Consider the following 12,134-nt stretch of genomic DNA (forward strand, 5'->3'; position numbering starts at 1 on the left):
TCCCTTGGGGGACACCCCGCTTTGATCTAGATGCCCGCTGCCTGTGACAGATCCCGCTTGAGTTGCGTCAGGAGTGCCGTGGCCTTCGTGCGGGCCTCAGGGAGGTCGTGGCGGGTGGCGACCGGGACGACCACCTCGAGGTAGCACTTCAGCTTGGGTTCCGTGCCGCTCGGGCGGACGATCACCCTGGCCCCCTCCAGGGTGTAGCGCAGGCCGTCCGTGGGCGGCAGGGTGTCCGTGCCCCGGGTGAGGTCCTCCGCCTTGGTGATGCGCAGGCCGGCCAGTTCGGTCGGGGGGTGTTCGCGCAGGCGGCGCATCGCGGCGGCGATCAGGTCGAGGTCCTTCACGCGGACCGAGAGCTGGTCGGTGGCGTGCAGGCCGTGCTCGACGGCGAGGTCGTCGAGGAGGTCGAGGAGGGTGCGGCCCTCCTGCTTCAGCTCCGAGGCCAGTTCCGTGAGGAGGAGGGCCGCGGTGATGCCGTCCTTGTCGCGTACGCCGTCCGGGTCGACGCAGTAGCCGAGGGCCTCCTCGTAGCCGTAGCGGATGCCCTCGGCGCGGGCGATCCACTTGAAGCCGGTGAGGGTCTCGACGTGGGGGAGGTTCGCCTTCTCGGCGATACGGCCGAGGAGGGAGGAGGAGACGATCGACTCCGCGAACGTGCCGGTCGCTCCGCGGCGGACCAGGTGGGCGGCGAGGAGCGCGCCGACCTCGTCACCGCGGAGCATGCGCCAGTCGTCGCCGTCCTTGACGGCGGCGGCGCAGCGGTCGGCGTCCGGGTCGTTGGCGATGACCAGGTCCGGGGCGGGTTCGGTCGCCCGGGCCTTCGCGAAGGCCAGGTCCATCGCACCGGGTTCCTCCGGGTTGGGGAACGCGACGGTGGGGAACTCCGGGTCGGGGTCCGCCTGCTCGGTGACGAGGGCCGGGGCGGGGAAGCCCGCGCGGGCGAAGGCCGCGAGGAGGACGTCCTTGCCGACGCCGTGCATCGCCGTGTAGACGGTGCGGGCGGTGCGGGGGGAGCCGGGGGCGAGGACGGCGTCCGTGCGGGCGAGGTAGGCGTCCACGATGCTGTCGTCGAGGGTCTCCCAGCCTTCGGTGGGGCGGGGGACCGTGGTGAGGGAGGCGACGGCCTGGATCTCCGCGGCGATCTCGGTGTCGGCCGGGGGGACGATCTGGGAGCCGTCGCCCAGGTACACCTTGTAGCCGTTGTCGCGGGGCGGGTTGTGGCTGGCGGTGACCTCCACGCCGGCGACCGCGCCGAGGTGGCGGATGGCGAAGGCGAGGACGGGGGTGGGGAGGGGGCGGGGGAGGATCGCTGCGCGCAGGCCCGCGCCGGTCATGACGGCGGCGGTGTCCAGGGCGAAGTCGTGCGACTTGTGGCGGGCGTCGTAGCCGATGACGACGAGGCCGTCGGGGTGGCCGTGCTTGGTGAGGTAGGAGGCGAGGCCGGCGGCTGCGCGGATGACGACCGAGCGGTTCATGCGCATGGGGCCGGCGCCGAGTTCGCCGCGGAGTCCGGCGGTGCCGAACTGGAGGGTGCCGCTGAAGCGTGCGGCGAGCTCGGCGTGGTCCTGGGCGTCGATGAGGCGGGCGAGTTCGTCGCGGGTGTCCGCGTCGGGGTCCTCGGTGAGCCATGCCTGGGCCTGTGCGATGAGATCGTCTTGCACGGTCGGTCAGCCTCTCGTGGTGTCGTGCGGGATTCGGGTGCGGGGCCGGTGGGGGTGCGCGTCTTATGCCTGCGGCGCCACCGCGGCTTCGGTGGGGGCTGAGGTAGCGCCTACGGCCGGTGGGTGAGTCGGGGCCGGGGCGGTGGTGTCCGTCCTCGGTCTGGCGCGGAATCGGTCGCTCAACGAGGAACTGCTGTTGACGCGCCAGCCGCTGCGGGCAGACACCACCGCCCCGTCCCCTCCCCGCCGTACGCGTGCGCGCCACACCCACGGCCTCTGGTGCGCGCCCGCCGTACACGGCTGCGGACCTCGCACAGTTCCGCCAGATGCTGCCGTGGGTCCTGCCCTACGGCACGTCGCCGTGTGACGCACGGGAGCAGCCCGGCACGTGGCACATGGGCGTCGCTGTGCCCGGTGTCGCCTGCCGGCAGTCGCGCACGACGGCAGGGACCATGCACCGTGGGCGTGCCGCACTCGCCCGCGGCGGGGAGGGGACGGGGCGGTGGTGTCCGCCCGCAGCGGCTGGCGCGTCCGCGCCCTCGCTTCTCGAGTCGACCGATTCCGCGCCAGACCGAGGACGGACACCACCGCCCCGGCCCCGACTCACCCACCGGCATGAGGCGCTACGCGCACCCCCACCGGAGCCGCGGTGGCGCCGCAGGCATGGCCACGCGCGCCCCCACCGGACCCGCACCCTCCCCGGCGACCCACCGTAACCGGACCGCTCCCCTCCGCCCCCTTCAGCACGGCCGGATAACAAGCTGGACAGAAGGGGTTTTCTTGCAGGTCTACGCGCGTTACTCTGCGGCGAAGCCAGCGCCGTTGCTGTACCGTCCGGCGCTTTGTACGACTAGGAGCACCACACATGCGCCGGATTTCCCGGATCACGGTCGCAGGCGCAGCGACCGCCTCCCTGGCCCTCGCCCTCTCCGCCTGCGGCGGCACCTCCACCGAGAGCTCGTCCTCCGAGGCCAAGGGCGACAAGGGTCTCGCCATCGCGTACGACGTCGGCGGCAAGGGCGACCAGTCGTTCAACGACGCCGCCTACGCCGGTCTCGAGCAGGCGGAGAAGGAGTTCGGCTACAAGACCGCAGACGTCGAGCCCACCGAGGGTGAGACCGACGCCGACAAGGAGCAGCGCCTCGTCTCGCTGGCCAAGCAGGGCTACAACCCGGTCATCGGTGTCGGCTACGCCTACGCCGCCGCCGTGAAGGGCGCCGCCGAGAAGTTCCCGGACACCACCTTCGGCATCGTCGACGACGCCACGGTCAAGGCCGACAACGTCGCCGACCTGGTCTTCTCCGAGGAAGAGGCGTCCTACCTCGCCGGTGTCGCCGCCGCCAAGGCCACCAAGTCCAAGACCGTCGGTTTCGTCGGCGGTGTGGACATTCCGCTGATCCACAAGTTCCGGGCCGGCTTCGAGCAGGGCGTCAAGGACACCGACCCCAAGGTCAAGGTGATCTCGCAGTTCCTCACCCAGACCGCCGAGGAGGGCGGCTTCTCCAGCCCGGACAAGGGCAAGACCGCCGCCGAGGGCCAGATCGAGAAGAAGGCCGACGTCGTGTACGCGGCCGCCGGTCTCTCCGGTCAGGGCGTCATCGAGGCCGCCGCCGCCAACAAGGTGTGGGCGATCGGTGTCGACTCCGACCAGTACAAGCAGGAGGCCCTCGCCAAGTACAAGGACGCGATCCTCACCTCGGCGATGAAGGACGTCGCCAAGGCGGTGTACAACCTGGCGAAGTCGGTCGAGGACGGCAAGCCCGAGACCGGTATCGTCAGGGGCGATCTGAAGACGGGTGAGGTGAGCCTGTCGAACTCCAACCCGAAGTTCGCGGACGACGCCGAGCTCCAGGAAGCCATCGCGAAGGCCAAGGAGAAGATCGTCAACGGCGAGATCAAGGTCAAGTCGAGCTGACCCAGCAAGACCCCCGCGGGGTTGCGCGCGCTCGACGGGGTACGGGAGCTTCGGCTTCCCGTACCCCGTCGAAGCGGTGCGCCACCCCTTCGTATGCCGTAGGGGCGCTACGCGCGTAGACGACCCCCGTCCCCATGGAGAGTGCGCCATCAACGCGTCCAGCAGCCCTCCGGCCGGATCGGCGGCGGGCGGTCAGGTGACCGCCGTCGAGCTCGCCGGGATCACGAAGCGTTTCCCCGGCGTCGTGGCCAACCACGACATCCACCTCAGCGTCCGCAAGGGCACCGTCCACGCCCTCGTCGGCGAGAACGGCGCCGGCAAGTCGACGCTGATGAAGATCCTCTACGGCATGCAGAAGCCGGACGAGGGCACCATCGCCGTCGACGGCGAGAAGGTCACCTTCTCCTCGCCCGCCGACGCCATCGCCCGCGGCATCGGCATGGTCCACCAGCACTTCATGCTGGCCGACAACCTCACGGTCCTCGAGAACGTCGTGCTCGGCAGCGAGAAGCTGTACGGCATCGGCGCCCGGGCCCGCCGGAAGATCAAGGAGATCTCCGAGCGCTACGGCCTCGGCGTGCGCCCCGACGTCCTCGTCGAGGAGCTCGGCGTCGCCGCCCGCCAGCGCGTCGAGATCCTCAAGGTGCTCTACCGCGGTGCCACGACCCTGATCCTCGACGAGCCGACCGCCGTGCTCGTGCCGCAGGAGGTCGACGCCCTCTTCGAGAACCTGCGCGAGCTGAAGTCCGAGGGCCTGTCGGTCATCTTCATCTCCCACAAGCTGGGCGAGGTCCTCTCCGTCGCCGACGAGATCACCGTCATCCGGCGCGGTACGACGGTCGGCACGGCCGTCCCCGCCGAGACCACGCCCCGTCAGCTCGCCGAGATGATGGTCGGCAGCGAACTCCCCACCCCCGAGACCGCCGAGTCCACCGTCACCGACCGGCCGGTCATCGAGGTCGAGAAGCTCCGCCTCGCCGCCCCCGGCGGCAAGGCCCTGCTGGACGACATCACCTTCACCATCCACGAGGGCGAAGTCCTCGGCATCGCCGGTGTCGAGGGCAACGGCCAGACCGAGCTCGTCGACGCGCTCATCGGCCTGCGCCACGCCGACTCCGGGGTCATCCGGCTGGCCGGCGAGGACATCACCGCCTGGGCCACCCGCAGGCGCCGCGAGCAGGGCATCGGCTACATCCCCGAGGACCGCCACCGCCACGGCCTGCTCCTGGAGGCCCCCCTCTGGGAGAACCGCATCCTCGGCCATGTCACCGAGAAGCCCAACGCCAAGGGCGTCTGGCTGGACCCGAAGGCCGCCCAGGAGGACACGCGCCGCATCGTCGAGGCGTACGACGTCCGCACCCCCGGCATCGACGTCACCGCCGCCTCCCTGTCCGGCGGCAACCAGCAGAAGCTGATCGTCGGCCGCGAGATGAGCCACAAGCCGCGCTTCCTGATCGCCGCCCACCCCACGCGCGGTGTGGACGTCGGCGCGCAGGCCGCGATCTGGGACCACATCCGCGAGGCCCGCCGCGAGGGCCTGGCCGTGCTGCTGATCTCCGCCGACCTGGACGAGCTGATCGGCCTGTCCGACACCCTGCGGGTGATCTACGACGGCAAGCTGGTCGCCGACGCCGACCCGGCCACCATCACCCCGGAGGAGCTCGGTACCGCCATGACCGGCGCCGCCACCGGCCACCTCGAGCACGACGAGACCCCCGAGACCCCGGCCGACTCGTCCACGTCCCCCGAGTCTCCGGAAGACGAGGCCCGCTGATGAAGAAGTTCGACAAGGAGCGTGTGCTCCTCGCGGTGGCCGGGCCGGTCATCGCGCTCGCCGTGGCCTTCGTGCTGAGCGCGATCGTGCTGGTCGCCTCCGGCAAGAACCCCGTCGAGCCGTTCGCCCTGATGTTCGAGCAGGCGACGTTCTCCGACATCCAGGTCCTGATCATCAACCAGGCCTCGATGTACTACATCGCCGCCCTGGCGGTCGCCATCGGCTTCCGGATGAACCTGTTCAACATCGGCGTCGACGGCCAGTACCAGCTCGCCGCCATGATGGCCGCGATCGTCGGCGCCCACGCCAACCTGCCGGCCGCGCTGCAGATCCCGCTGCTGCTCCTGACGGCCGTGCTCACCGGCGCCTTCTGGTCCGGCATCGCCGGTGTCCTGAAGGTCACCCGCGGCGTCAGCGAGGTCGTCGCCACGATCATGCTCAACGCGATCGCGACCTCCGTCATCGGCTACCTGTGGCTGCCCACCGTCTTCGGCGTCAAGGTCGGCAACAACAACACCACCGGCGAGATGCACGAGTCCGGCTGGGTCCCCGGCATCGACATGGGCGCCGCCGGCGAGATCTACGGCCTGGTCATCCTCGCCGTGCTGCTCGGCATCGGCTACTGGGTCGTCCTCAACCGCACCCGCTTCGGCTTCGACCTGCGCGCCTCCGGCGCCTCCGAGACCGCCGCCGCGGCCAGCGGCGTCAGCCCCAAGCGCATGGTGCTCAGCGCCATGCTGATCTCGGGCGCCATCGCCGGCCTCGCGGGCCTGCCGATCCTGCTCGGCGACACCCACACCTACAGCCTGAACTTCCCCACCGGCATCGGCTTCCTCGGCATCGGCATCGCCCTGCTCGGCCGCAACAGCCCGGTCGGCATCGCCTTCGCCGCGCTGCTGTGGGCCTGGCTCGACAAGGCCTCGCCCGAGCTCGACTTCCACGGCTACGACAAGGAGATCGCGGTCATCATGCAGGGCCTGATCGTCCTCTCGGTCGTCGTCTCCTACGAGGCCGTCCGCGAGTGGGGCCTGCGCCGCCAGCAGCGCCGGGTCGGCGCGGAGCTCGCCGCGGGCCACTTCATCGGCGCCGACAACAACACCACGAAGGAGGTGGCTGGCCGATGACCGCTCCGACCTCCGCCGTCGACGTCAACCAGCCCACGCTGCAGCCCGCGGCGCCGACCGGCCGCCGGCTGTCGCTGCCGGTGCTGATGCTGGTCATCGCCGGAGCCCTGGCGCTGACCTCGATCGTCCGCCTCATCACCGGCGCGGACGGCATCACCAACGTCAGCCAGATGTCCACCGCGCTCGAACTCGCCGTCCCGATCGGCCTCGCCGGCCTCGGCGGCCTGTGGGCCGAGCGCGCGGGCGTCGTCAACATCGGCCTCGAGGGCATGATGATCCTCGGCACCTGGTTCGGTGCCTGGGCAGGCTTCCAGTGGGGCCCGTGGACCGGCGTCCTCGTCGGCCTCATCGGCGGCGCGATCGGCGGCCTGCTGCACGCCTTCGTGACCGTCACCTTCAACGTCAACCACATCGTCTCCGGTGTGGCGATCAACATCCTCGCCCTCGGCGCCACCCGCTACCTCGCCCCGCTCGCCTTCGAGGGCCACGCGGGCGGCTCCGCCAAGCAGTCCCCGGCGGTCGACTCCCTCGGCCACTTCACGGTGCCCGGGCTGTCCGACTGGCTCCGGGACCTCAACAACCAGGGCTGGTTCTTCGTCTCGGACATCGCCGGCCTGCTCGGCGGTCTGGTCACCGACGTCTCCTGGCTGACCCTGATCGCCGTCGCGCTGATCCCCGCCACCTGGTGGATCCTGTGGCGCACCGCCTTCGGCCTGCGCCTGCGCTCCTGCGGCGAGAACCCCGTCGCCGCCGAGTCCCTCGGCGTCAACGTCTACAAGTACAAGTACCTCGCCGTGATCATCTCCGGCGCCCTGGCCGGCCTCGGCGGTGTCTTCCTGTCCATCGTGGCCAACCCCTTCTACCTGGAGGGCCAGACCAGCGGCCGCGGCTACATCGGCCTCGCCGCGATGATCTTCGGCAACTGGATGCCGGGCGGCCTCGCCATCGGCGCCGGCCTGTTCGGCTACACCGACAGCCTCAACCTGCGCGGCGGCTCCGCCAACGTGCACGCCCTGCTGCTGCTCGGCGCGCTGCTGCTGCTCATCGGCGCGATCTGGCTGGCCGTCCGCAAGAAGTACGTCCACGCGGTGATCACCCTGATCGTCGGTGCCCTCGTCTTCACCTGGTACGCCACCACCAACGAGGTCCCCAACCAGGTCGTCTCCGCCACGCCGTACGTCGTCACCCTCGTCGTCCTCGCACTGTCCGCGCAGCGCCTGAGGATGCCGAAGGCGGACGGACTGCCGTACCGGAAGGGGCAGGGCAAGTGACCTCGGCGGACGTCGACTGGGAGGCGCTGCGCGCCGTCGCCCGGGACGCCATGTCCCACGCGTACGCCCCCTACTCGGGCTACCCGGTCGGCGTCGCCGCCCTGGTCGACGACGGGCGTATCGTCTCCGGCTGCAACGTCGAGAACGCCTCGTACGGTCTCGGCCTGTGCGCGGAGTGCGGGCTGGTCTCGGAACTTCAGCGCACCGGGGGCGGCCGGCTCACCCACTTCACCTGTGTGGACGGCGACGGCCAGATCCTCGTCCCGTGCGGCCGCTGCCGGCAGCTGCTGTACGAGTTCGGCGGCCCGGGACTGCTCCTGGAGACCCCGGCGGGCATCCTGCCGCTCTCGGAGATGCTGCCCCAGGCCTTCACCCCGAAGCACCTCGACAAGTAACGCGACCGCGGCCCCTCCGACCGACCACCACCCCGATCGGAGGGGCCGCCCCCTTCGCACCGCCCCCTTCGCACTCCGGAAGGAACGCCAGCCATGGCCATGGACGCCATCTCCGTCATCCGCACCAAGCGGGACCGCGGCGAGCTCAGCGACGAACAGATCGACTGGGTCATCGACGCGTACACCCGCGGGGAGGTGGCCGACGAGCAGATGTCGGCCCTCGCGATGGCGATCCTGCTCAACGGCATGAACCGCCGGGAGATCGCCCGCTGGACGGCCGCGATGATCGCGAGCGGCGAGCGCATGGACTTCTCGTCCCTGTCCCGCCCCACGGCCGACAAGCACAGCACGGGCGGCGTCGGCGACAAGATCACGCTCCCCCTCGCGCCCCTGGTCGCCGCCTGCGGCGCCGCCGTCCCCCAGCTCTCCGGCCGCGGCCTCGGCCACACCGGCGGCACGCTGGACAAGCTGGAGTCGATCCCCGGCTGGCGCGCGCTGCTGTCCAACGAGGAGATGCTGACCGTCCTCGACGAGGTGGGCGCGGTGATCTGCGCGGCAGGCGACGGCCTGGCCCCGGCGGACAAGAAGCTCTACGCGCTGCGCGACGTCACGGGCACGGTCGAGGCGATCCCCCTGATCGCCTCCTCGATCATGTCCAAGAAGATCGCGGAGGGCACGGGCTCCCTGGTCCTGGACGTGAAGGTGGGCAGCGGCGCGTTCATGAAGACCCTGGACGACGCCCGCGAACTCGCTTCGACGATGGTCGGCCTGGGCACGGACCACGGCGTGAAGACGGTCGCCCTGCTCACCGACATGTCGACGCCCCTGGGCCTGACGGCGGGCAACGCCCTGGAGGTCCGCGAATCCGTGGAGGTCCTGGCCGGCGGCGGCCCGCAGGACGTCGTCGACCTCACCCTCGCCCTGGCCCGCGAAATGCTGGATGCGGCGGGCGTGAAGGACGCCGACCCGGCGAAGGCCCTGGCCGACGGCTCCGCGATGGACGTCTGGCGCCGCATGATCGCAGCCCAGGGCGGCGACCCCGACGCCCCCCTGCCCACCTCCCGTGAACAGCACGTGATCAAGGCCCCGGCCTCCGGGGTACTGACCCGCCTGGACGCCTACGACGTCGGCGTCGCCGCCTGGCGCCTGGGGGCGGGCCGCGCCCGCAAGGAGGACCAGGTGCAGGCGGCGGCGGGCGTGGAGCTCCACGCCAAGCCCGGCGCCGAGGTCACCGAGGGCCAGCCGCTCCTGACCCTCCACACGGACACCCCGGAGCGCTTCGAGTACGCCCTGCAGGCCCTGGAGTCCGCGTACGACATCTCCGCCCCCGACACCGGCTTCACCCCGTCCCCGGTGGTGCTGGAGCGCATCGCCTGACCTTCGGCTCTCCCCGGCGCGTGCACGGGACCGGCGGACCGGTCCCGTGCACGACGCGGTCAGCCGAACAACGCAGCCACCACGACCAGCACCGGTACCGAGACCACCGTCGACACCAGGACGGCGTCCCGGGCCAGCCGCTCGCCCACGCCGTACGTGGACGCGTACGTGTACAGGTTCTGCGCGGCCGGGAGCGCCGACGTCACCACCACGTCCAGCAGCTGCGCCCCGCGCAGCCCGAAGACGCCCGCCGCGAGCACCCAGGCCACCACCGGCTGGCCCACCGACTTCAGCGCCACAGCGAGCAGCACCGCCCCCCGCTCACCGCCCCGAAGAGGCAGTGTGCTGCCCCGCAGCGAGATGCCGAAGGCGAGCAGGACGGCCGGGACGGCCATGTTGCCGATCAGGGTCACCGGATCCATGACCGGCCCCGGAACGGTGATCCCCGACGCCGACACGGCCACTCCCGCCAGCGATCCGACCGCGATGGGATTGCGCAGCGGCGTGAGCAGCCGCCGCCACAGCGAGCCCTTCTCGCCGGCCGTCGACAGGTCCAGGATCGTCAGCGCGACCGGCGTGACCCCGATCAGCTGGAACAACAGCACCGGCGCGACCAGCGAGGCGTCGCCCAGGACGTACACCGCGATCGGGATGCCCAGGTTGCCGGAGTTCACGTAGCCGGCGCACAGGGCACCGATGGTCGTCCGGCCGACCCCCCAGCGCCGTACGGCACCCACCGCCACGAAGACACCCGCCACCGCCGCCGTGCTCAGCGCCGTGACCAGGAGCCGCTCGGAGAAGACCACCGACAGGTCGGCCCGCGCAAGGGTGGTGAACAGCAGGGCCGGGGACGCCACATGGAACGCGAGCTTCGTCAGCACCTCACTGCCCTGCGTGCCCAGATACCCCCGCCGCCCGATGACATAGCCGACGCCGATGACGACGGCGATCACCGCGAACCCGCTCAGCACCCCCTGCACGACGGCCCCTCGAGCGGGAAGGATCTATGGCACATACAGCCAACCCTCGGCGCAGGTCTGCCCCCGGGTCAATGTGATCACCCGCACCCGCGATGAGTTATGGCCCACCGCCCGGTCTACCGATCGTGGACGCCATGACACCCCCCGTACTCGTGCTGCGCGGCCCCGTCACCCGGGACGAGGTGAGCGGGCCCTGCGATGCGCTGCGGGCTCTGCTGAACGCCCCCGGCGGGGTAGTCGTCTGCGATGTCGGCGGCCTGGGCCCGCCGGGCCTCGCCGCCGTGAACCTCCTCGCCCGGCTCCAGCTCGCCGCCCGGCGTGCCGGAGGGCGGATACGGCTGCGCGACCCCGACCCGGCCCTATGCTCCCTGCTCGACCTCGTCGGCCTCCGCTTCGAGGTGGAGGGGCAGCCCGAACAGCGGGAACCACCGCTTGGTGTCGAGGAAGCAGTGGAACCCGGTGATGCGGCCGTCTGAGATCTCCAGCACCTGCACGGCCCACGGGGTGTAGCCACCGGCCTCCGGGTCGGGCTTGTACTGGGCGAACCCCGGCAGACCGTTGACCTGCACCGGCAGCAGCCGCGACCCCGCGCACGGCGCACCCAGCGTCGTCATGAACCCGGTGATGTCCTCGCTGCCGGTCAGCCACAGGTCGAACGGCGGCATCGTCATGATGGCGTCCTCGTGCAGCAACTCCGTCAGCGCCGACATGTCGTAGCCCTCGAACGCCGCGACATAGCGTTCCAGCAGCTTCTGCTGCTCCTCGTCCAGCGGGTCGGAGACGGTCGCGTCGGCACCGGGCTGCTGCCGCTCGGCCAGCGTGGCCCGGGCTCGCTGCAGCGCGCTGTTGACCGACGCGACCGACGTGCCGAGCAGCTCGGCGACCTCGTTCGCCTTCCAGGCCAGCACCTCACGCAGGATCAGTACCGCGCGCTGCTTGGGCGGGAGCTGCTGCAGGGCGGCCATGAAGGCGAGCCGCACGGACTCCTTGGCGACGGCGGCCTCCGCCGGGTCGTCGGTGGTGGGCAGCACACGGGCGTCCGGCATCGGCTCCAGCCACGTGTTGTCCGGGCGGGGGGACAGGGCGGCCTGGGCGAGCGGCGTCGACTCGGTCAGATCCATGGGCCGGGCACGCTTGTTGCCCGCGGTCAGCATGTCCAGACACACGTTGGTCGCGATGCGGTACAGCCACGACCGCAGACTGGACCGCCCCTCGAACTTGTCGAAGCTGCGCCAGGCGCGGACCATCGTGTCCTGCACCGCGTCCTCCGCCTCGAAGGAGGAGCCGAGCATCCGGTAGCAGTACCCGGTCAGCTCGACGCGGTGTGCCTCCAGCCTGGCGTCCAGGTCGGTCGTCGTCGCCGTGCCGTTCGTCATCGTCCACCCACCCCTGTGGCTCCTGTCGTGGCGCACCATCGCACCCACCACTCCGGAAGCTACCGCAGCGCACTGACAATGGCCCGCCGAGTCGAGAAACGCGCAGGTCAGCACACCGCTGCGGGCAAGGCTGGCCAGTGGACCCGGGTGCCCCGGGTGGGGTCTGGCCGGGGGTGGGTGTCGCTCGCCCGCGCTTGCGGGGTGCCGCTGCGCCCACCCTCCCCCACTCTCGGCTTCGCTCGAGCGGGGGGACCCCCA

The 12,134-nt window shown here is 71.2% G+C and carries 10 protein-coding genes; 7 read left to right on the plus strand and 3 right to left on the minus strand.

Annotation, left to right across the window (positions count from 1 at the left end; genetic code table 11):
* Positions 1–26: 26 nt before the first annotated feature.
* On the minus strand, positions 27–1,664 hold the full coding sequence (locus tag AB0412_RS34505; RefSeq protein WP_366406561.1) for a phospho-sugar mutase: 1,638 nt from the start codon (positions 1,662–1,664) through the stop codon (positions 27–29).
* Between the two features lie 865 nt (positions 1,665–2,529).
* Here AB0412_RS34505 and AB0412_RS34510 point away from each other — a divergent pair.
* The 6 genes from AB0412_RS34510 to AB0412_RS34535 all read left to right on the plus strand — a co-directional run bounded on the left by AB0412_RS34510 (position 2,530) and on the right by AB0412_RS34535 (position 9,520).
* A complete protein-coding gene (locus AB0412_RS34510) occupies positions 2,530–3,579 on the plus strand; it encodes a BMP family ABC transporter substrate-binding protein (RefSeq protein ID WP_366406562.1) in 1,050 nt (349 codons plus the stop codon).
* Between the two features lie 196 nt (positions 3,580–3,775).
* The gene (locus AB0412_RS34515) at positions 3,776–5,353 is read left to right on the plus strand and encodes an ABC transporter ATP-binding protein (protein ID WP_366406563.1); all 1,578 of its coding nucleotides are present in this window, start codon (positions 3,776–3,778) and stop codon (positions 5,351–5,353) included.
* Positions 5,353–6,477 carry an ABC transporter permease gene (locus AB0412_RS34520; RefSeq protein WP_366406564.1) on the plus strand — a complete coding sequence of 375 codons (1,125 nt, stop codon included), beginning with the start codon at positions 5,353–5,355 and terminating at the stop codon, positions 6,475–6,477. Before AB0412_RS34515 ends, AB0412_RS34520 begins: the two co-directional genes overlap by 1 nt.
* Positions 6,474–7,748 (plus strand): ABC transporter permease, encoded by a 1,275-nt coding sequence (locus tag AB0412_RS34525; RefSeq protein WP_366406565.1) that lies wholly within the window; start codon positions 6,474–6,476, stop codon positions 7,746–7,748. The genes AB0412_RS34520 and AB0412_RS34525 overlap by 4 nt, the downstream gene beginning before the upstream one ends.
* Entirely contained in the window at positions 7,745–8,143 is a 399-nt protein-coding gene (locus AB0412_RS34530; RefSeq protein ID WP_366406566.1) for a cytidine deaminase, read from the plus strand. The genes AB0412_RS34525 and AB0412_RS34530 overlap by 4 nt, the downstream gene beginning before the upstream one ends.
* Positions 8,144–8,236: 93 nt before the next feature.
* The gene (locus AB0412_RS34535) at positions 8,237–9,520 is read left to right on the plus strand and encodes a thymidine phosphorylase (protein ID WP_366406567.1); all 1,284 of its coding nucleotides are present in this window, start codon (positions 8,237–8,239) and stop codon (positions 9,518–9,520) included.
* A 59-nt stretch (positions 9,521–9,579) separates the two neighbouring features.
* Here the strand turns inward: AB0412_RS34535 and AB0412_RS34540 are convergent, their stop codons facing one another.
* Complete coding sequence (locus AB0412_RS34540) at positions 9,580–10,500, minus strand: AEC family transporter (RefSeq protein ID WP_366406568.1); 921 nt, start codon at positions 10,498–10,500, stop codon at positions 9,580–9,582.
* Between the two features lie 92 nt (positions 10,501–10,592).
* On the opposite strand from AB0412_RS34540, the gene AB0412_RS34545 reads away from it, so the two are divergent.
* Entirely contained in the window at positions 10,593–10,976 is a 384-nt protein-coding gene (locus AB0412_RS34545; protein ID WP_366406569.1) for an STAS domain-containing protein, read from the plus strand.
* Here the strand turns inward: AB0412_RS34545 and AB0412_RS34550 are convergent.
* Complete coding sequence (locus AB0412_RS34550; protein WP_366406570.1) at positions 10,860–11,876, minus strand: sigma-70 family RNA polymerase sigma factor; 1,017 nt, start codon at positions 11,874–11,876, stop codon at positions 10,860–10,862. The genes AB0412_RS34545 and AB0412_RS34550 overlap by 117 nt on opposite strands.
* Positions 11,877–12,134 lie beyond the last annotated feature (258 nt).

The organism is Streptomyces sp. NPDC052012 (genome assembly GCF_040689265.1).
GTDB lineage: Bacteria > Actinomycetota > Actinomycetes > Streptomycetales > Streptomycetaceae > Streptomyces.